The organism is Pseudomonas sp. MYb193 (assembly GCF_002966775.1).
Classification (GTDB): Bacteria; Pseudomonadota; Gammaproteobacteria; order Pseudomonadales; family Pseudomonadaceae; genus Aquipseudomonas; species Aquipseudomonas paracarnis.
Genome location: NZ_CP023269.1, coordinates 5,706,563 through 5,727,007 on the forward strand (window position 1 = coordinate 5,706,563; position 20,445 = coordinate 5,727,007).

Annotated in this window: 20 protein-coding genes and 1 riboswitch; of the genes, 9 read left to right on the top strand and 11 right to left on the bottom strand. The window is 60.4% G+C overall.

Annotated features, from left to right (window positions below; translation table 11 throughout):
* Positions 1–175: 175 nt before the first annotated feature.
* Positions 176–841, top strand: a complete 666-nt coding sequence (locus CLM72_RS26205; protein ID WP_105228812.1) for a polysaccharide lyase family 7 protein — start codon at positions 176–178, stop codon at positions 839–841.
* A gap of 312 nt (positions 842–1,153) precedes the next feature.
* Here the strand turns inward: CLM72_RS26205 and fba are convergent, their stop codons facing one another.
* The 6 genes from fba to tkt all read right to left on the bottom strand — a co-directional run bounded on the left by fba (position 1,154) and on the right by tkt (position 7,366).
* Positions 1,154–2,218, bottom strand: coding sequence for a class II fructose-bisphosphate aldolase (fba, locus tag CLM72_RS26210; protein ID WP_003177554.1), 1,065 nt, complete (start codon positions 2,216–2,218; stop codon positions 1,154–1,156).
* A 123-nt stretch (positions 2,219–2,341) separates the two neighbouring features.
* A complete protein-coding gene (locus CLM72_RS26215) occupies positions 2,342–2,674 on the bottom strand; it encodes an MliC family protein (protein WP_105228813.1) in 333 nt (110 codons plus the stop codon).
* 60 nt (positions 2,675–2,734) lie between these two features.
* Complete coding sequence (locus tag CLM72_RS26220; RefSeq protein WP_003194953.1) at positions 2,735–2,962, bottom strand: hypothetical protein; 228 nt, start codon at positions 2,960–2,962, stop codon at positions 2,735–2,737.
* A 31-nt stretch (positions 2,963–2,993) separates the two neighbouring features.
* Entirely contained in the window at positions 2,994–4,157 is a 1,164-nt protein-coding gene (locus CLM72_RS26225; RefSeq protein WP_096143752.1) for a phosphoglycerate kinase, read from the bottom strand.
* 17 nt (positions 4,158–4,174) lie between these two features.
* The gene (gene epd, locus CLM72_RS26230; RefSeq protein ID WP_003194958.1) at positions 4,175–5,230 is read right to left on the bottom strand and encodes an erythrose-4-phosphate dehydrogenase; all 1,056 of its coding nucleotides are present in this window, start codon (positions 5,228–5,230) and stop codon (positions 4,175–4,177) included.
* A gap of 138 nt (positions 5,231–5,368) precedes the next feature.
* On the bottom strand, positions 5,369–7,366 hold the full coding sequence (gene tkt, locus CLM72_RS26235; RefSeq protein WP_019817446.1) for a transketolase: 1,998 nt from the start codon (positions 7,364–7,366) through the stop codon (positions 5,369–5,371).
* A 259-nt stretch (positions 7,367–7,625) separates the two neighbouring features.
* Between tkt and CLM72_RS26240 the strand changes: the two genes are divergently transcribed.
* From CLM72_RS26240 to CLM72_RS26260, 5 genes are all read left to right on the top strand, one after another.
* Complete coding sequence (locus CLM72_RS26240; RefSeq protein ID WP_054899040.1) at positions 7,626–8,621, top strand: metalloregulator ArsR/SmtB family transcription factor; 996 nt, start codon at positions 7,626–7,628, stop codon at positions 8,619–8,621.
* Between the two features lie 19 nt (positions 8,622–8,640).
* Positions 8,641–9,831 carry a methionine adenosyltransferase gene (gene metK, locus CLM72_RS26245; RefSeq protein WP_003194964.1) on the top strand — a complete coding sequence of 397 codons (1,191 nt, stop codon included), beginning with the start codon at positions 8,641–8,643 and terminating at the stop codon, positions 9,829–9,831.
* A 212-nt stretch (positions 9,832–10,043) separates the two neighbouring features.
* Positions 10,044–10,394: a DUF1090 family protein gene (locus CLM72_RS26250; protein ID WP_014720281.1), complete on the top strand. Its 351-nt coding sequence runs from the start codon at positions 10,044–10,046 to the stop codon at positions 10,392–10,394.
* A gap of 98 nt (positions 10,395–10,492) precedes the next feature.
* On the top strand, positions 10,493–12,154 hold the full coding sequence (gene ligB, locus CLM72_RS26255; RefSeq protein WP_105228814.1) for an NAD-dependent DNA ligase LigB: 1,662 nt from the start codon (positions 10,493–10,495) through the stop codon (positions 12,152–12,154).
* 37 nt (positions 12,155–12,191) lie between these two features.
* A complete protein-coding gene (locus CLM72_RS26260; protein WP_034129072.1) occupies positions 12,192–12,587 on the top strand; it encodes a DUF1090 domain-containing protein in 396 nt (131 codons plus the stop codon).
* 6 nt (positions 12,588–12,593) lie between these two features.
* Here CLM72_RS26260 and CLM72_RS26265 read toward each other — a convergent pair whose 3' ends face one another.
* On the bottom strand, positions 12,594–13,043 hold the full coding sequence (locus CLM72_RS26265) for a cytochrome c (protein ID WP_105228815.1): 450 nt from the start codon (positions 13,041–13,043) through the stop codon (positions 12,594–12,596).
* Between the two features lie 128 nt (positions 13,044–13,171).
* Here CLM72_RS26265 and CLM72_RS26270 point away from each other — a divergent pair, with 128 nt between their 5' ends.
* Entirely contained in the window at positions 13,172–14,365 is a 1,194-nt protein-coding gene (locus CLM72_RS26270; RefSeq protein WP_105228816.1) for a murein transglycosylase A, read from the top strand.
* 207 nt (positions 14,366–14,572) lie between these two features.
* Here the strand turns inward: CLM72_RS26270 and CLM72_RS26275 are convergent, their stop codons facing one another.
* Positions 14,573–14,959, bottom strand: a complete 387-nt coding sequence (locus CLM72_RS26275; RefSeq protein WP_105228817.1) for an MAPEG family protein — start codon at positions 14,957–14,959, stop codon at positions 14,573–14,575.
* A 29-nt stretch (positions 14,960–14,988) separates the two neighbouring features.
* Entirely contained in the window at positions 14,989–15,822 is an 834-nt protein-coding gene (locus CLM72_RS26280) for an EamA family transporter (RefSeq protein WP_105228818.1), read from the bottom strand.
* A gap of 103 nt (positions 15,823–15,925) precedes the next feature.
* Here CLM72_RS26280 and CLM72_RS26285 point away from each other — a divergent pair, with 103 nt between their 5' ends.
* Positions 15,926–17,185 carry a sodium:proton antiporter gene (locus CLM72_RS26285; RefSeq protein ID WP_105228819.1) on the top strand — a complete coding sequence of 420 codons (1,260 nt, stop codon included), beginning with the start codon at positions 15,926–15,928 and terminating at the stop codon, positions 17,183–17,185.
* On the opposite strand, the gene CLM72_RS26290 is transcribed toward CLM72_RS26285, so the two are convergent.
* Together CLM72_RS26290 and CLM72_RS26295 are read right to left on the bottom strand one after the other, a co-directional pair.
* Positions 17,179–18,066 carry a formate/nitrite transporter family protein gene (locus tag CLM72_RS26290; protein WP_105228820.1) on the bottom strand — a complete coding sequence of 296 codons (888 nt, stop codon included), beginning with the start codon at positions 18,064–18,066 and terminating at the stop codon, positions 17,179–17,181. The genes CLM72_RS26285 and CLM72_RS26290 overlap by 7 nt on opposite strands.
* A gap of 76 nt (positions 18,067–18,142) precedes the next feature.
* Positions 18,143–18,547, bottom strand: a complete 405-nt coding sequence (locus CLM72_RS26295; protein ID WP_034128915.1) for an acyl-CoA thioesterase — start codon at positions 18,545–18,547, stop codon at positions 18,143–18,145.
* A gap of 198 nt (positions 18,548–18,745) precedes the next feature.
* Positions 18,746–18,852, top strand: a riboswitch (S-adenosyl-L-homocysteine riboswitch).
* Between the two features lie 21 nt (positions 18,853–18,873).
* On the opposite strand from CLM72_RS26295, the gene ahcY reads away from it, so the two are divergent.
* The gene (gene ahcY, locus CLM72_RS26300) at positions 18,874–20,283 is read left to right on the top strand and encodes an adenosylhomocysteinase (RefSeq protein WP_034128916.1); all 1,410 of its coding nucleotides are present in this window, start codon (positions 18,874–18,876) and stop codon (positions 20,281–20,283) included.
* Positions 20,284–20,445: the final 162 nt, after the last annotated feature.

The following is a 20,445-nucleotide window of genomic DNA, read 5'->3' on the forward strand; positions in this document are numbered from 1 at the left end:
CCGACTAACGGTAAGGCCCTGTAGCCCGCGGTTCACGGGCGACATGGCTTTTTGACATTTAGATGACGCCAATAAATTGCCAGCAATTGTTTAACAATCTCACCAGCACGGCCTATAAAGAACCTGGAAGGCCCTTTGGGCCAATGCCTACACCCTCTGTAAAAAGGCCAACACCATGATCGACCTTTCCACCTGGAACCTGAGCATTCCGGTCGGCTCCCCACCCACGACCATTGAAACGCCAAGGCTGCTGAGCGGCTTCAACGATCAATACTTCCAGGCCGAAGGCAGCGACGTGCAGTTCTGGACACCTGTGACGGGCTCGCGCACCGAAAACGCCATCTACCCACGCAGCGAACTGCGCGAAACCTACGCCGACGGCCGCCTGCGTAACTGGACCTACCCCGAGGCCGACAACTTCCTGCGCGCCACCCTCACCGTCAACCAGGTGCCCTCCTCCGGCAAGATCGTGATCGGCCAGATCCACGCCTACGACAGCCAGAAACCGTTGATCAAGCTGGAGTACCAATTCAAGGAGAAAACCCAGACCGGCAACATCGTCGCCAAAGTGCGCATGCGCCCGGACGAGGCCGAAAGCCAGGTGATCATCGTCGCCTCCAATGTGCCACTGCAGAAGAGCTTCACCTACGTGATCAACCTCAACAAAGCCGGGCTGCTGAGCGTGTATGCCGCTGACAGTGAGTGGAATGAACGGATTGGCGCGGCCTGGGGCGACAAGCCGTTGTACTTCAAGGCGGGGGTGTATGTGCAGGACAATAAGGGCGACACCAATGAGGGTGCGCGGGTGACGTTTGCGAAATTGGATATTGATCACGAGTGAATCGTCCCGTGAGACACAGGATTTTTCCCAGATAAACCCAAAGTCTTAAACACACCGTTGAACCCTGTGGGAGCCGGGCTTGCCCGCGATAGCGGCGTATCAGCCAATATCCTCGGCGCCTGACACACTGCCATCGCGGGCAAGCCCGGCTCCCACATTGACCGTGCGTCGGCTCAAGGTCCGGGGTGGATGCTACAGCACCGTTGCGACAAGCCAAAGAACACCGTGGTTTCGGCGCTTCATCTGCAAGTTGATTAAATGGTGTCCATAAAAAAGCCCGCATCGCTGCGGGCTTTTATTAACACTTGAGGCTCAGTTCACCTTAGCGTTCAACTCACCTTTCAAATACCGCTGGTACATCGCTTCCAACGAGATCGGCTTGATCTTCGAAGCATTACCCGCAGTACCAAAGGCTTCATAACGCGCAATACACACATCACGCATCGCCGTCACAGTGGCGCCGAAGAATTTACGTGGGTCGAACTCGCTCGGGTTGGTCGCCATCAGGCGACGCATCGCACCGGTGGATGCCAGGCGCAGGTCGGTGTCGATGTTGACCTTGCGCACGCCGTACTTGATGCCTTCGACAATTTCTTCAACCGGTACGCCGTAGGTTTCTTTGATGTCGCCGCCGTACTGGTTGATGATCGCCAGCCACTCTTGCGGTACCGAGGAAGAACCGTGCATCACCAGGTGGGTGTTAGGGATGCGCTTGTGGATTTCCTTGATGCGGTCGATGGCCAGCACGTCGCCGGTAGGTGGCTTGGTGAACTTGTAGGCGCCGTGGCTGGTGCCAATGGCGATAGCCAGGGCGTCGACCTGGGTCTTCTTGACGAAGTCGGCGGCTTCTTCCGGGTCGGTCAGCATCTGGCTATGGTCCAGCACGCCTTCGGCGCCGATGCCGTCTTCTTCGCCGGCCATGCCAGTTTCAAGCGAACCCAGGCAGCCCAGCTCGCCTTCAACCGAAACGCCGCAGGCGTGCGCCATGGCCACGGTTTGTTGGGTGACGCGTACGTTGTACTCGTAGTCGGTTGGGGTCTTGCCGTCTTCGCCGAGGGAACCGTCCATCATCACCGAGCTGAAGCCCAGTTGGATCGAGCGCTGGCACACGTCAGGGCTGGTGCCGTGGTCCTGGTGCATGCACACCGGGATGTGCGGGAATTCTTCGATGGCGGCGAGGATCAGGTGACGCAGGAACGGGGCGCCAGCGTATTTGCGCGCACCGGCCGAAGCCTGGACGATCACTGGAGAGTCGGTCTTGTCAGCGGCTTCCATGATGGCGCGCATCTGCTCAAGGTTGTTGACGTTAAAGGCTGGGACGCCGTAGCCGAACTCGGCTGCGTGGTCCAGCATTTGACGCATGCTGATAAGTGCCATTGTGTTGTCTCTCCCGGTCGAGGGTCGTTAATCGTGCAAGCCTGCCGTAGCGGCGGCTGCTATTCAAGTTATTGCAGATCAAGGGGTTGAGCTTGAGCTGCTGAATCGTTATTGCTGCTGGGTTCAGTTGGCTTTGCAGCCGCGCCCAATCAAATCATCCGTCGCTACCCAGTACACCAGGCCTTCCTCACCTTTGGTGTGAAACGCCAACTGGTCGTCGCTGTACAGCACGCCGGAGGCGGCTACCTCTTGCTTGAGACGGTAAACCTGGTCCGAACCGCCGAGGCGTACATCCACTTCGGAGCGGGCCTGGTTGGCAAAGCGCCAGTTGACCTCGGCTTTGCTGTCGCAGGTCCAGGTGGTCCATTTGTCGGCTGGCTCTGCCTTGTCGAACAGGTTCATGCTACTGCAGCCGGCCAACAGGGCCAGGGCTGCCAGGGCGAAAACGCCTTTCATTGCCAATCCTCGCAGGGCGACCTGGGGCCGCCGTTGCTATCGGTTAGTGGATCAGACCCGTCATGGGCAACCCTGTTCCTGACCGTTGGGCGCGGAGTCGTATTTCTCCAGCCGTTCGTTGCCGATGCGCTTGTTGATCACCGGCATGGTCTCGGCTTGCCAGTCAGCCTGGTAACAGCTTTTTCTCAACGGTGCCTTGGCGTTATCCGCCTCGGGCGCCGCGCTGGGTGTGCTGCCGCAGCCGGCCAACAGGCCCGCTGCGATCACCAGTGCCAACGACTTGATCATGGGAACGCTCCTTTTCCTGATCACGCGAGCCTTAACCTTTGGCTCGGGTTTCCAGCACTTCCACAGCGGGCAACACCTTGCCCTCGACGAACTCGAGGAAAGCGCCGCCACCGGTAGAAATGTAGGAGATCTGATCAGCCACACCGTATTTATCGATAGCCGCCAGGGTATCGCCACCGCCAGCGATGGAGAACGCCGAGCTTTCAGCGATCGCGTTAGCCAGCACTTTGGTGCCGTTGCCAAATTGGTCGAACTCGAATACGCCCACCGGGCCATTCCACAGGATAGTCTGGGATGCCTTGAGCAGCTCGGCGAAGTTGGCCGCCGTTTGCGGGCCGATGTCCAGGATCATGTCGTCGTCGGCCACGTCAGCGATAAGCTTGACGGTCGCCGCGGCGCTTTCCGCGAATTCCTTGGCAACCACCACGTCCACCGGCAACGGCACGCTGACCTTTGCAGCGATGGCGCGGGCGGTGTCGAGCAGGTCTGGCTCGTACAGGGATTTGCCCACCGGGTGGCCGGCAGCGGCCAGGAAGGTATTGGCAATGCCGCCGCCGACGATCAGTTGGTTGCAGATCTGGCTCAGGCTGTTGAGCACGTCCAGCTTGGTGGATACCTTGGAGCCGGCAACAATGGCCGCCATCGGTTGGGCCGGAGCGCCCAGGGCCTTGCCCAGCGCATCCAGCTCGGCAGCCAACAACGGGCCCGCCGCGGCGACCTTGGCGAACTTGGCCACGCCGTGGGTCGAACCTTCGGCGCGGTGGGCGGTGCCGAACGCGTCCATCACAAACACGTCGCACAGGGCGGCGTATTGCTGGGCCAGTTCGTCGCTGTTCTTTTTCTCGCCCTTGTTGAAGCGCACGTTTTCGAACAACACGATATCGCCGGCTTTCACATCCACGCCGCCCAGGTAGTCTGCGACCAATGGCACGTCACGGCCCAGGGCCTTGCTCAGGTACTCGGCGACCGGCTTGAGGCTGTTTTCGGCGGAGAACTCACCTTCGGTCGGGCGACCCAGGTGGGAGCAGACCATCACGGCCGCGCCTTTTTCCAGGGCCAGCTTGATGGTCGGCAGCGAGGCCAGGATTCGCGCATCGCTGGTGACAACACCGTCCTTGACGGGGACGTTGAGGTCTTCGCGGATCAGTACGCGCTTACCTTGCAGATCGAGGTCGGTCATCTTCAACACGGTCATGGGTCGCAGTTCCTGAATTACTGTTGAGGTTGTTTAGAAGCGATGTGCAGATAGTGTTCGGCAACATCCAGCATGCGGTTGGCAAAGCCCCATTCGTTGTCGAACCAGGCCAGGATGTTCACCAGCCTGGGGCCGGAAACGCGGGTCTGGCTGGCATCGACAATTGCCGAATGCGGGTCATGGTTGAAATCGCAACTGGCGTGGGGCAACTCGGTGTAGGCCAGCAGACCTTTGAGCGGGCCGCTGGTGGCGGCGTCGCGCAGGATTCGGTTGACCTCGGCCGCGTCAGTGTCACTGACGGTTTGCATGGTGATATCCAGGCAAGACACATTCACCGTCGGCACGCGTACGGCTTTGGCCTGGATTCGCCCGGCAAGTTCCGGCAGCAGTCGCTCGATGCCGCGCGCCAGGCCGGTGGACACCGGAATCACTGACTGAAACGCCGAACGCGTGCGGCGCAGGTCTTCGTGGTGATAGGCGTCGATGACCGGCTGGTCGTTCATCGCCGAGTGAATCGTGGTGATCGACACGTAATCCAGGCCGATCGCCTGGTCCAGCAGGCGTAACAACGGCACGCTGCAGTTGGTGGTACATGACGCGTTGGACACCAGCAGCTCATCGCCGGTCAGGCAATCCTGGTTGATGCCGTAGACGATGGTCGCGTCGACATCCGCCTCGCTGGCCATCGGCTGGGAAAACAGCACACGCGGGGCGCCGGCGTCGAGAAAACGCTGGCCATCGGCACGGGTGTGATAAACACCGGAGCATTCCAGCACCAGGTCGACGCCCAGTGCTTTCCAGTCGATGCCTTCGGGGGTGGCACTGCGCAACACTTGCACGCAGTTGCCATTGATATGCAGACAATCGCCTTCAACCCGCACTTCGCCAGGGAAGCGGCCGTGGGTGGAGTCAAAGCGTGTCAGGTATTCGATGCTGGCCATGTCGGCCAAATCATTGATCGCGACAATTTCAAACCCGGCCGCCGCCCCTCGCTCGAACAGAGCACGCAAGACGCAACGACCAATGCGGCCGTAGCCGTTGAGTGCAACTTTGTAGGGACGCGGTTGGGGCATGGGGTTCTCGATCAAGGTTAGTTCAGTGATGAATGTACTGGCGCCATCGCGGGCAAGCCCGCTCCCACAGTGGACCGTGATCCAAATGTGGGAGCGGGCTTGCCCGCGATGGCGCCAGTACAGACAACGCAGACTGACTTAGTCTTCCAGCAACTCTTCAGCCTGACCCAGGATGTTTTCCAGGGTGAAACCGAATTCTTCGAACAACGCTGGCGCCGGTGCCGACTCACCGTAGGTGGTCATGCCGATCACACGGCCTTCCAGGCCCACGTACTTGTACCAGTAGTCGGCGTGAGCCGCCTCGATGGCGATACGCGCACTGACCTGCAACGGCAACACCGATTGCTTGTAACCGGCGTCCTGGGCTTCGAACACGCTGGTGCACGGCATGGATACAACGCGAACGTTGCGGCCTTGCTCGGTCAGCTTGTCGTACGCCTGAACGGTCAGGCCCACTTCGGAACCGGTGGAGATCAGGATCAGCTCCGGCTCGCCGATGCAGTCCTTGAGCACATAACCGCCACGGCTGATGTCGGCGATCTGCGCGTCGGTACGCACCTGGTGCTGCAGGTTCTGACGCGAGAAGATCAGCGCCGAAGGGCCATCCTTGCGCTCGATGGCGTGCTTCCAGGCCACGGCGGATTCCACGGCGTCGGCTGGGCGCCAGCAATCCAGGTTCGGCGTAGTGCGCAGGCTGGTCAGCTGCTCGACCGGCTGGTGCGTCGGGCCGTCTTCGCCCAGGCCGATGGAGTCGTGGGTGTAGACGTGGATCACGCGCTTCTTCATCAGCGCCGCCATACGTACGGCGTTACGTGCGTATTCCATGAACATCAGGAAGGTCGCGCCGTATGGCACCAGGCCGCCGTGCAGGGACACGCCGTTCATGATGGCGCTCATGCCGAACTCGCGCACGCCGTAGTACATGTAGTTGCCGCTGGCGTCTTCGGCCGAGACACCTTTGCAACCCTTCCACAGGGTCAGGTTGGAACCGGCCAGGTCAGCCGAACCGCCGAGGAACTCAGGCAGCAACGGGCCAAAGGCGTTCAGGGTGTTCTGGCTGGCTTTACGGCTGGCGATGGTCTCGCCCTTGGCCGCGACTTCAGCGATGTAGGCCGAGGCCTTTTCCGAGAAGTCGGCAGGCAGGTCACCGGCCAGGCGGCGTACCAGCTCGTTGGCCAATTCAGGGAATTCGGCGGAGTACGCAGCGAAACGCTGGTCCCACTCGGATTCAGCCGCCAGGCCTTTTTCCTTGGCATCCCATTCGGCGTAGATGTCGGCCGGGATTTCGAACGGGCCGTGGTTCCACTTCAGCGCTTCGCGGGTCAGGGCGATTTCCGCGTCACCCAGTGGGGCGCCGTGGCAGTCTTCTTTACCTTGCTTGTTCGGCGAGCCGAAACCGATGGTGGTCTTGCAGCAGATCAGGGTTGGTTGCGCGCTCTTGCGAGCGGTGTCGATGGCCGTCTTGATCTCTTCCGGATCGTGGCCGTCGACGTTGCGGATCACTTGCCAGTTGTAGGCTTCGAAACGCTTGGGCGTGTCGTCGGTGAACCAGCCTTCGACTTCGCCGTCGATGGAGATGCCGTTGTCATCGTAGAAGGCAATCAGCTTGCCCAGGCCCAGGGTACCGGCCAGGGAGGCGACTTCATGGGAGATGCCTTCCATCATGCAGCCATCACCCAGGAATACATAGGTGTGGTGGTCAACGATGTCGTGGCCAGGGCGGTTGAACTGCGCGCCCAGGACTTTTTCCGCCAGGGCGAAACCAACCGCATTGGCCAGGCCTTGGCCCAGGGGACCGGTGGTGGTCTCAACGCCCGGGGTGTAGCCGAATTCCGGGTGGCCCGGGGTGCGGCTGTGCAGCTGACGGAAGCTCTTGAGGTCGTCGATGGTGACATCGTAGCCGGTCAGGTGCAGCAGCGAATAAATCAGCATCGAGCCGTGGCCGTTGGACAGCACGAAGCGGTCACGGTCGGCGAACGACGGGTTGCTCGGGTTGTGTTTCAGGTAATCACGCCAAAGTACCTCGGCGATATCCGCCATGCCCATCGGGGCACCGGGATGGCCGCTGTTGGCTTTTTGCACGGCATCCATGCTGAGGGCACGAATGGCGTTGGCACGCTCACGACGGCTGGGCATCGCTGATCTCCTGGAGTTTGCGGAAAAGAAACGGAAAAAAGGACCGGCATTTTCCCTCAGCCACCGCCTGCGGGCAATGACAGATAGTCACTTGAGGGCGTTTTTCCTGTGCTTTGGGCATCAATCCCTTGCAGAAACCTTTAACCGGTTCGTCTAAAGGTTATAGCGACGGCTTATAACCGCCACTTATCGTTCAATATCAAAACTTTTTGATATTGGCCTTGCGAGGATCTACACCCGTCACTAGACTGCTGGCCTTATGAACCTACCCGTGCCCTCCCTGCGTCCTGACGACGGCGATGAACTGGCTGCCTTGTGCAAGGCCGCTGGCGATCCGTTGCGCTTGAACGTACTGCGCGCACTGGCCAACGATTCTTTCGGGGTACTGGAGCTGGCGCAGATCTTTGCCATCGGCCAGTCCGGCATGAGCCACCATTTGAAGGTGCTGGCCCAGGCCGACCTGGTGGCCACCCGTCGCGAAGGTAATGCGATTTTCTACCGGCGTGCACTGCCCCATACCGAACTGCTTGGCGGCAAATTGCACGCTGCCCTGCTCGAAGAAGTGGATAACTTGTGCCTGCCCGGCGATGTGCAATCGCGTATCGGCCAGGTGCACGGGCAACGCGCCGCCGCCAGCCAGGATTTTTTCTCACGGGTGGCCGATAAGTTTCGCGCCCAGCAGGATCTGATCGCCGGCTTGGCCCAGTACCGCGAAAGCGTACTGGCGCTGCTGGACAAGCTGAGCTTCAGTGAAGAGGCCACGGCCTTGGAAGTCGGCCCTGGCGACGGCGGTTTCCTGCCCGAACTGGCGCGTCGCTTCGAGCAGGTCACCGCGCTGGATAACAGCCCGGCGATGCTTGAACTGGCGCGCCAACTCTGTGAGCGCGAAGCCTTGGGCAATGTGCGCCTACAGTTGGCCGACGCCCTGAGTGACACCGGCCTGCGAGCCGATTGCGTGGTGCTGAACATGGTCTTGCACCATTTCGCCGCACCGGCAGAAGCTCTCAAGCAAATGGCCGGGTTGCTGCACCCCGGCGGTAGCCTGCTGGTTACGGATTTATGCAGCCACAACCAGAATTGGGCCAAGGAGGCCTGCGGTGATCTCTGGCTGGGTTTTGAACAGGACGATCTGGCCCGTTGGGCCACCGCTGCGGGACTCGTTCCCGGGGAAAGCCTCTATGTAGGTTTACGTAATGGTTTCCAGATTCAGGTCCGCCATTTTCAGCGACCGGCTGGCGACACTCACCATCGGTAAATATCAGGAAAACATCGAGATGAGCGAATACTCCCTTTTCACCTCCGAGTCCGTGTCTGAAGGGCATCCGGACAAAATCGCCGACCAGATTTCTGACGCGGTGCTGGACGCTATCATCGCTGAAGACAAGTTCGCCCGTGTGGCGTGCGAGACGCTGGTGAAAACGGGCGTGGCGATCATCGCCGGCGAAGTTACCACCACTGCCTGGGTCGACCTGGAGCAGATCGTGCGTGACGTGATCACCGACATTGGCTACAACAGCTCCGACGTCGGCTTTGACGGCGCAACCTGCGGCGTGATGAACATCATCGGCAAGCAGTCCCCGGACATCAACCAGGGCGTTGACCGGGCCAAGCCTGAAGACCAGGGCGCCGGCGACCAGGGCCTGATGTTCGGCTACGCCAGCAACGAAACCGACGTACTGATGCCCGCGCCGATCACCTTCTCGCACCAACTGGTACAACGCCAGGCCGAGGCGCGTAAATCCGGCGTACTGCCATGGCTGCGCCCTGACGCCAAGTCCCAGGTGACCTGCCGCTACGAAGGCGGCAAAGTCGTGGGCATCGACGCCGTCGTACTGTCGACCCAGCACAACCCGGACGTGTCCTACGCCGACCTGCGTGAAGGCGTGATGGAACTGATCGTCAAGCACGTGTTGCCTGCCGAACTGCTGACCAAGGACACCCAGTTCCACATCAACCCGACCGGCCAGTTCATCATCGGTGGCCCCGTGGGCGACTGCGGCCTGACCGGCCGCAAGATCATCGTCGACAGCTACGGCGGCATGGCCCGTCACGGCGGTGGTGCATTCTCCGGCAAGGACCCTTCCAAGGTTGACCGCTCTGCGGCTTACGCCGGTCGTTATGTGGCCAAGAACATCGTGGCTGCCGGCCTGGCCGAGCGCTGCGAAATCCAGGTTTCCTACGCCATTGGCGTGGCCCAGCCTACGTCGATCTCGCTGAACACCTTCGGCACCGGCAAGATCAGCGATGACAAGATCGTCAAGCTGGTGCGTGAGATCTTCGACCTGCGCCCTTACGCAATCACCACCATGCTCGACCTGCTGCACCCGATGTACCAGGAAACCGCAGCCTACGGTCACTTCGGCCGCACCCCTGCGCAGAAGACTGTGGGTGATGACACCTTCAGCACCTTCACCTGGGAAAAAACCGACCGCGCCAACGACCTGCGTACCGCCGCCGGCCTGTAATCGTTCGCGGTAAATAGAGCCCCGCCAGGTCTGCCTGGCGGGGCTTTTTGTTGCCTGCAGGACCACTTCGGGCTTTTTTGGATCCAAGACTTGCAGGCCAAATGATGGCCCACTAGAATCCGCGCCTTCTCGGGCCCTTCACCTTATTTGGATATTGCACTGCGCCCGCCCGGGATGGATAAGCGCGCAGGCAATCGAACATTGAGGTTTTCATGCGTATTTCAACGCTCGCCCCTGCCGCCCTTCTGCTCAGCCTGTTCACCCTGTCGGCCCAGGCCGCTGACCTGAACGCTCTGAGCGGCGCCCTGAGTGCCCAGCTCGGTGGCGGCAATGCCGGCGACTGCCAGCAGCAACCCAAAGACCTGCAAGCCAAGATCGACGCGGCCAATGCCAAGAACGATCTGCTGAAAGTGCGGGCGTATGAGGCTGCGCTGGAGCAGGTCAACAAAGCTTGCAACAAACTCGCCGACAGCCAGGCAAAAGTCGACGCCAAGCAGCAAAAACAGCAGGCCAAGGCGGAAAACAATGATGCTGTGAAGGCCTTGGGCGGCCTGTTCAAGTAAACAGAAATACCCGGTAAAAAGCCCCGCTCGGTCGGGGCTTTTTTGTGGGCGCGTGGATCACTTAGGCTGGGCCCCCTTTTCGAGCAAGGATGCTCACGATGCACGTATTACTGGCTGTTCTCATAAGCGCCGTACCAGCCTGGGCCTGGGCCGAAACCTGCCCCGATGACGTTCACTCACAGCTGGAAACTCTGTCCGGGCAAATCCAGCAGTGGGACGACAGCTACCATCGACAGGGCCAAGCCCTGATCAGCGATGAGCTCTACGACCAAGCCCGCAGACGCCTGGCGCATTGGCAGGAGTGCACCCGCGAGCAGACACCCAAGCCTGATAACCCGCTGGCCAGTGCGCGCGGTACCTTACCTCACCCGGTTGCGCACACGGGCCTGCAAAAGCTGCCGAGCGAGCCCGCCGTCAGTGACTGGCTCAGCACTCGACAGGATGTCTGGGTCCAACCCAAGGTCGATGGCGTTGCGGTGACACTGGTGTATCGCCAGGGCCGCTTGCATCAGCTCATCAGTCGGGGCGACGGCCTGCTGGGCCACGATTGGTCAGCCTCCGCCGCCAAGATCCCCGGCATTGTCCAACAGTTGCCCGACGCCGTTGATGTGGTGCTGCAAGGCGAACTCTATTGGCGCCTCAACCACCATGTGCAATCGCTCAAGGGCGGGCTCAATGCGCGCAGCAAAGTGGCTGGCCTGATGAACCGTCGTCAGTTGAGCGATGCCGAGGCTGCCGGGATCGGCCTGTTCATCTGGGCGTGGCCCGACGGCCCGACGGATTTCACCGAACACCTGGCCACTTTGGCGCGCTGGGGCTTCACCGATAGCCAACAGTACAGCCAACCCGTGGGCACCATCAGCGAAGCTGCGCATTGGCGCACGCACTGGTACAACGCACCACTACCCTTCGCCAGCGACGGCGTGGTGCTGCACCAGGGTGCGCGAGCGCCCGCCGAGCGCTGGCAAGCCAGTGCGCCCTACTGGTCGGTTGCCTGGAAGTACCCGGCTATCAAGGCACTGGCCCTGGTGCGCAAGGTCGAGTTCAGGGTCGGACGTACCGGGCGTATTACACCTATTCTCGAATTGGAGCCCGTACGGCTGGATGATCGGCAGATCAGCCGAGTGAGCGTCGGCTCCCTGAAACGCTGGCAAACCCTGGATATCCGCCCTGGCGATCATGTGTCGATCAGCCTGGCGGGCCAGGTCATACCGCGACTGGACAAGGTGATCCTGCGCAACGAGACACGCGTGGACATGCAGGTACCCGACCCTCAAGACTTTCATGCCTTGAGCTGCTGGCAACTGGACCCTGGCTGCGAAGACCAACTGCTCGCCCGCCTCACCTGGCTGAGCGGTAAACACGGCCTGGCCTTGCCCCACATGGGGCGCGAAACCTGGAACGTATTGATCCAGGCCGGTCTAATCGCAGGCTTTCTCGATTGGTTGACACTTGATGCGGCCGAGCTTGCTACCATTGAGGGCTTAGGCGAACGTACCCGTGCGCGGGTGCTCGACAGTATTCAAAGCGCCCGGCAACGCCCTTTTTCACTATGGCTCAAGGCCTTGGGCGTGCCGCCGGCGGCGCGCAACAACCTGGAAGGAGACTGGCAGACGCTGGTCGCCAAAGACACTCAAGCCTGGCTGGCCTCAGATGGCATCGGCCCGGGACGCGCGGCGCAACTCAGCGCTTTTTTTCGCGACCCGCAGGTACAAGCCTTGGCTGAAACATTACGCGGAGCCGGGATAGATGGGTTTTGATCCCCTCCGCCACCTGATTGCGAACCTGGAGCCTTATATGAAATTTCTCGCCCCCTTTGCCTTGCTGACCTTCGCGAGCTTCATGGCCACGCCGCTGTTGGCCGCCGAAGACGCACAACCCCTCACCGGCTGCGCCGCCAAGCGCCAGGCCATCAGCAGCCAGATCGAACAAGCCAAGGCCCACGGCAACAGCGCGCAACAGGCTGGCCTGGAAAAAGCCCTGGCCGAAGTTACCGCCCACTGCACCGATGCCGGCTTGAAGAAAGAACGTGAAAACAAGGTGCTCGACGCCAAGCACGAAGTCAGCCGCCGTCAGGCCGACCTCGACAAGGCCATGAAAAAAGGCGACCCGGACAAGATCAACAAGCGCAAGGAGAAGCTGGCCGACTCGCGTAAAGAGCTGCAGGACGCAGTGGAAGAACTCGACCAGTAAAACCGATCAATGATCGCGGAACTGTTTATGGCAGGCGCTACAGGCATCTTCAACTTTTTGCACCGCCGGTTGCAGGTTGCTGGCCTTGTAGGGCTGCACCTGGCTGGCGATCACCAATTCACCGGTGGCCGCCTCAAGTTCGCGGGCCAGTTGCTGGAACTGCGCCTGTTTTTGCCACACATCATCTTTGGCACTGGTGTGGTCTTCTTCGCGTACGCTCGGAAAATGTTTCCACGGTTCATGGGACAACGCATCCAGCTTGACCGCACCCTCGGCGAACTTGGCGCCATCAAATGGGATACGTCCGCGCAGCATGCCGCCCAGGTCTTCACCGGTCTTGAGCATCTGCTTGAAGATCGCCTTGCGCTGGCCAAGGGGGGAATTGGGATCAACACCGCCACAGGCAGACAAAGCCAGGCAGGCCAGCAATACAACGGTCAGTTTTTTTAACATCATCATGGCTTCAAGGTCACGGGAAACGGCGGCCAGTATCCTCGCACCGCCCACAAAGACCAATAGCCCTATTAATAACAAGGTTGCCCGGATGCAGTGAAGCGCGGGCAATCGTTTCAGGAATTGCTTGCATGAATACCACCTTCAAACCCTGGGGCCGCCGCCTGGCTTGGGCTCTGCCAATGTTCGCGCTACTGGCCGGCTGCGATGCTGGTAAAGACACCGACAAAGAAGTGGCCCAGGAGCCAACCAAACCTCACGCCGTTGCCACCTATGTGAGCGCACCGTGGGAAGCCCTGCCGAGCGTTTCCGACAGCGACTTGCTCGCCGGGTTTGAATCCTGGCGCAGCGCCTGCCAGCGCCTCAAGGCCGACCCGATCTGGGGCGCGACCTGCGCGACAGCGGCCAGCGTACCGGGCGATGCCGTAGCGGTTCGTAGCTTTCTCAAGGAACACCTGGATGTCTTCGGCCTGCGTTCGGCCAACAACACGCCAAACGGCTTGATCACGGGTTATTACGAGCCGGTCTACCCCGGCAGCCTGACCAAGACCGCCACCGCCCACGTGCCGGTATACGGCGTGCCGGACGACCTGATTGTCGTCAACCTCGACAGCATCTATCCGGAGCTCAAGGGCAAGCGCCTGCGCGGGCGCCTGGAAGGCCGTGTGCTCAAGCCGTATGACGACGCCAGCACCCTCAACAGCCAAGGCTCTACCGCCAAGCCGATCGCCTGGCTGACCGACCCGATGGACCTGCAGTTCCTGCAAATCCAGGGCTCGGGACGTATTCAACTGGCCGGCGGGCGTCAACTGCGTGTGGGTTACGGCGACCAGAACGGCTACCCGTACCGCCCTATTGGCCGTTGGCTGGTGGAACAAGGCGAACTGAAAAAAGAAGACGTGACCATGGGCGCCATCAGCGCCTGGGCCAAGGCCAACCCGCAGCGCATTCCAGAACTGTTGGCGAGCAACCCCAGCTACGTATTCTTCAGCGCCCGCCCCGACAGCAACGAAGGCCCGCGCGGTTCGCTGAACGTGCCATTGACCGCCGGCTACAGTGTGGCAGTGGATCGCAAGGTGATTCCGCTGGGCAGCCTCTTGTGGTTGTCGACCACCAAACCAGACGGCACGCCACTGGCACGCCCTGTCGCCGCGCAGGATACCGGCGGCGCAATCACCGGAGAAGTGCGCGCAGATCTGTTCTGGGGCACAGGCAATGCCGCAGGCGAGTTGGCGGGGAATATGAAACAGCAAGGGCAGATCTGGATGCTGTGGCCCAAAGGCGCGGCGTTGCCCCAGTTGCCGGATGCGCCTGCCGGAACCTGACAAACGCTGATAATCAATGTGGGAGAGGCGTGCCCTGAACCCAGTCAGTTATCGCAAATCCCCTGTGGGAGCGGGCTTGCCCGCGAAGGCGGTGTGTCAGTCACTGCATCTGTTACTGCGCGACCGCTTTCGCAGGCAAGCCAGCTCCCACATTTAATTGATCGACATGAGGGCTTGCTCCCTCCCGCATAGCGACGGCGTCGTCCCTCAGATCGAAACGAAGAAGAAACTCGCAATCAACGCCATACCCACGGCCCACACCAGCGAACGCAAGATCGCCCAGTCCGCCAGGTAGCAAATGATGTACAGCAGGCGGCTGGTGATAAACAGCACTGCCAGCACGTTGATCGTCACCAGTTCGGCGTTGCCGGCCAAGTGCGCAATGATGACTGCAGCGGCAAACGCCGGGGTCACTTCGAAACTGTTGAGTTGCGCGCTATGAGCACGCTTGGCGACGCCTTCCAGGCTATCGAGGAAGGCACGCGGGTCGTGGTTATGCCGTAACCCGAACTTGCCTGTGCTGAACTTGGCCACACCGGTGCAAATGTACGGCAGAAAGATTGCGATCAATACACACCATAAAGCGACTGTCATCACCGATTCCTTTTAGTTTTATCCGACGGTTAGAGTTTCATCACCAACATGCCAATCAACACCACCCCACAGGCTATGAGCCGTGGACGGCCAAAAGGTTCTTTCAAGTAACGCATGCCGAACAGCACCACCAGAATCACACTGACTTCGCGCAGCGCGGCGGCTTCGGCAATCGAGCCCAACTGCATGGCCCAAAGTACCAAAGCGTAGCTCAACAATACGCAAAGCCCCACGCTCAAGCCCAACCGCCACTGGGTACGCCAGAACAGGCTGAAGGCCGCACGCTTGCGCACCAGCGCCAGCAACGGAAACGGCCAGGCGCTGATCAGCGTCAGCCACACCAGATAATCCAGCGGATGCGACCAGCGCCGCAGCGCCTGCCCGTCCAGAAAGGTGTAGCAGCCGATGCACAGACCAATCAACACCACCACCGGTAGCATCGACCAGGGCAACCGGTCACCGCCGCCGCCCTGCCACAGCAGGCACACCATGCCGAACGGAATCAGCAGAATCCCCAGAATCTGCTGGGTATTCAATACTTCGCCGGCAAACACCAGGGTCAGCACCAGCACCACCAGCGGCGACAAACCGCGCATCAACGGATACACCAGGCCCAGGTCACCCACCCGATAGGCCTGGATCAATAAATAGCGATAGAGCAATTCAAACAGCGCAGAGGCCATGATCCACGGCCAGATGTCCAGCGGCGGCAAGGACACGAAGCCCACCGCGAATAACACGAACAGCAGCGCCACACTGTCCATGCAGGCAATGACTAAAAGGCGCTCGCCACTGAACTTGATCAAGGTGTTCCACGTCGCATGCAACAGCGCCGCTACCAGCACCAGGGCTGTCGCTACCACCAGAACCTCCTTAATTGATACGTCATGTAACAGCACCTGTTTATACTAACCACCGATTCGACGCACCCCGTGCGCCTATATTTCCCTGCTCCAAGGACCCCGGATGCTTGAACTTGTCGCCGCCTTCATCTGCCTCACCACCCTGCTCACCTATGTGAACTTCCGTTTTATCGGACTGCCGCCGACCATCGGCGTGATGGTCACCGCGCTGATCTTCTCGCTGATCCTGCAAGGCTTGAGCGTGCTCGGCTACCCGGGCCTGGAGGAACGCGTCCAGCAACTGATCGGCCAGATCGACTTCGGCGATTTGCTGATGAACTGGATGCTCTCATTCCTGCTGTTCGCCGGTGCCTTGCACGTCAACTTGAACGACTTGCGCAGTTACCGCTGGCCCATCGGCCTGCTGGCAACCTTTGGTGTGTTGATTGCCACCGTGGTCATCGGCAGCCTGGCGTACTACATCTTCGCCCTGTTTGGCTGGCACGTTAGCTTCCTCTACTGCCTGCTGTTCGGCGCTCTGATTTCCCCCACCGACCCGATCGCGGTGCTCGGCGTGCTGCGTACCGCCAACGCGTCGAAGCCGTTGAAGACCACCATCGTCGGCGAGTCTCTGTTCAACGACGGTACCGCGGTGGTGGTGTTTACCGTGCTGCTGGGTATCGCGCAGTTGGGTGAGACGCCCACCGTGAGCGCCACGGCCATGCTGTTTGCCCACGAAGCCATTGGCGGCGTGCTGTTTGGCGGGCTGATCGGCTATCTCGTGTACCTGATGATCAAGAGCATCGAACAGCACCAGATCGAAGTCATGCTGACCCTCGCCCTGGTGATCGGCGGCTCGGCCATGGCCTCGGAGCTGCATGTGTCCGCACCGATTGCGATGGTGGTCGCAGGGCTGATCATCGGCAACCTGGGGCGCAAACTGGCGATGAACGACATGACGCGTCGCTACCTGGATGGTTTCTGGGAACTGCTCGATGACATGCTCAATGCCTTGCTGTTTGCGCTGATCGGCATGGAGCTGCTGCTATTGCCCTTCAACTGGCTGCATGTGTTGGCGGCCAGTTTGCTGGCAGTGGCGATCCTGCTCTCGCGCTTGTTGACGGTGGCCCCGGCGATCCTGTTGCTGCGGCGCTGGCGCACGGTACCGCGCGGCACCATCCGTATCCTGACCTGGGGCGGCTTGCGCGGCGGGGTTTCAGTGGCACTGGCGCTGGCCCTGCCACTGGGCCCAGAGCGCGATCTGTTGCTGAGCATCACCTACATCGTGGTGCTGTCGTCGATCCTGTTGCAGGGTTTGAGCATCGGCAAGTTGGTCAAGCGCGTGACCCAAGACGAATCCCAGGCCACACCTGACGCTCACTGATCCTTGTTGATCCGCTGCGGATGCCTCGGGTCCGCGGCGCTCTTGCCCGGCAAGCTACCCTCGCTGCGAATCTGCGCATGGCTGATCAGCGCAAAAATGAAGCTGCCACCGATGATGTTGCCGGCCAGTGTAGGGCCGGCAAACACCAGCCAGAAATCCTTCCACGGCAACTCGCCGGCAAACACCAGGTATGACACTTCCGCCGAACCCACCACGATATGGGTGAAATCCCCCAGGGCCATCAGGTAGGTGATCAGAATGATGATCCACATCTTGGCGCTTTCCATCGACGGGATCATCCACACCATGGTGGCGATCATCCAGCCGGAGACGATGCCCTTGGCGAACATCTGGCCGGCGTCGTTTTCCATGATCTTGCGCCCGATTTCGAGGAAGGCCAGGTCGGTCTTGCTGTCGAAAATCGGCAGGTGCAGCATCACATACGCCACCAACAGTGTGCCGCAGAGGTTACCCACCAGCACCACTGACCACAGCCGCAACAGACGCCCGGCATTCGCCAGGGTTGGCTTGCTCATCACCGGTAGCACGGCGGTCAGGGTGTTTTCGGTAAACAGTTGCTGGCGTGCCAGGATCACCGCGAGGAAGCCCGCGCAGTAGCCGAAGCTGGCAATTACCTTGAAGGCTTCGCCCTCAGGCAGGCGTGAATTGAGCAGCCCCATGGCCATCAGTGACAAGCCCATGGTCAGCCCGGCTGCCAAGGCCGACCACCACAACGCGGCGACACTGCGCTCCAGCTCCTGGTCGCCCTGGGTACGAATGATTTCGTGCAATACCGCTGCGCGGGGCGGCTGGTTCTTGTCGACGTCCTGCTGCTCTTCCTGGGACAGGTTGGGGGTCTTGCCGTCTTCTTGCGTAGCCATGGTGATACCTGAACGGGGGGCGATGTTCAGGTACGACCTATGGTTGATGAAGAGCGTTCACTGGTCCTGCGCGGGATTACTCGCTGAGGCCGTCTTCCTGGAACTGATCCTTGACGTACTTGATCTCTGTACGGCCGTGAGGCGCGGGCAAACCGTCTTCGCCGAGGTTGACGAAGACCATTTTTTCTACCGTCAGGATGCTTTTGCGCGTGATCTTGTTACGCACTTCACAGGTCAGGGTAATAGAGGTACGACCAAACTCGGTGGCCGTGATCCCCAGCTCGATGATGTCGCCCTGGCGCGAGGCGCTGACAAAGTTGATTTCCGAGATGTACTTGGTGACCACGCGCTGGTTGCCGAGTTGGACAATGGCGTAGATGGCCGCTTCTTCGTCGATCCAGCGCAACAGGCTGCCGCCGAACAGTGTGCCGTTGGGGTTGAGGTCTTCGGGTTTTACCCATTTGCGGGTGTGGAAGTTCATGGTCACTCCAAAGCGTCTTGCCAAATGATAGGCAACATCATGGCAGAGCAAGGACCCAAGCTCTATGAGCCGTTAGCTATCAAGCCCATGAACGATCTTCATGCCGCCGACAGAAAGGCTTGGGAAGTGCCGCTTACACGGCTATAATCGCCTCCGCTTCAAAACGGTCATCTTCGATTGATACCGTTCTCCCGCCACCTGTCCGAGGGGCGCTGCAGCAGGTTCAACCTGTCAGGCTCGGATGGGGCGTTGTCCGGCCTGGTTGCCCTGGCCTGATACTAAACGCACAACGGCGCCCATTCGCACACTACGAATGGAGGCTCTCTATGAGCGCTGTAATGACGCCTGCAGATTTCAACGACTACAAAGTCGCCGACATGTCCCTTGCTGCCTGGGGCCGTCGCGAAACCTTTATCGCCGAATCCGAAATGCCAGCCCTGATGGGCCTGCGTCGCAAGTACGCCGCTGAGCAGCCGCTCAAGGGCGCCAAGATTCTCGGCTGCATCCACATGACCATCCAGACTGCCGTGCTGATCGAAACCCTGGTTGCCCTGGGTGCCGAAGTGCGTTGGTCGTCCTGCAACATCTTCTCGACTCAAGACCAGGCCGCTGCCGCTATCGCTGCTGCCGGTATCCCGGTATTCGCCTGGAAAGGCGAGACCGAAGAAGAGTACGAGTGGTGCCTGGAGCAAACCATCCTCAAAGATGGCGCGCCATGGGATGCCAACATGATCCTTGACGACGGCGGCGACCTCACCGAGCTGCTGCACAAGAAATACCCGCAGATCCTCGACCGCGTCCACGGCGTGACCGAAGAGACCACCACCGGCGTACACCGCCTGCTGGACATGCTGGCCAAGGGCGAGCTGAAAATCCCGGCCATCAACGTCAACGACTCGGTGACCAAGAGCAAGAACGACAACAAGTACGGCTGCCGTCACAGCCTGAACGATGCGATCAAGCGCGGCACCGACCACCTCCTGTCGGGCAAGCAAGCCCTGGTGATCGGCTACGGTGACGTGGGCAAGGGTTCGTCCCAGTCCCTGCGTCAGGAAGGCATGATCGTCAAGGTCTCCGAAGTCGACCCGATCTGCGCCATGCAAGCCTGCATGGACGGTTTCGAAGTGGTTTCGCCGTTCATCAACGGCCAGAACGACGGCACCGAAGCCAGCATCGACAAAGCCCTGCTGGGCAAGATCGACCTGATCGTCACCACAACCGGTAACGTGAATGTGTGCGATGCGAACATGCTCAAGGCCCTGAAGAAGCGCGCCGTTGTCTGCAACATCGGTCACTTCGACAACGAGATCGACACCGCTTTCATGCGCAAGAACTGGGCATGGGAAGAAGTGAAGCCGCAGGTACACAAGGTTCACCGTACCGGCGCTGGTGATTTCGACCCACAGAACGATGACTACCTGATCCTGCTGGCCGAAGGCCGCCTGGTGAACCTGGGCAACGCCACTGGTCACCCAAGCCGCATCATGGATGGCTCGTTCGCCAACCAGGTGCTGGCGCAGATCTTCCTGTTCGAACAAAAGTACGCCGACCTGTCGCCAGCCCAGAAAGCCGAGCGCCTGACCGTGGAAGTACTGCCGAAGAAACTCGACGAAGAAGTGGCCCTGGAAATGGTCCGCGGCTTCGGCGGCGTGGTGACTCAACTGACCAAGACCCAGGCCGACTACATCGGCGTGACGGTTGAAGGCCCGTTCAAGCCGCACGCTTACCGCTACTGATCGGCCTTGCTGGCGCCGGCTCTTCTGTGGGAGCCGGGCTTGCCCGCGATGCAGACGCCTCGGTGTTCCAGTAACACCGAGCTGATGCTATCGCAGGCAAGCCAGCTCCCACAGAAAGCCAGGCACCCGCATCGATTGCGTATGCCTTCCAGGCTTTCGAGT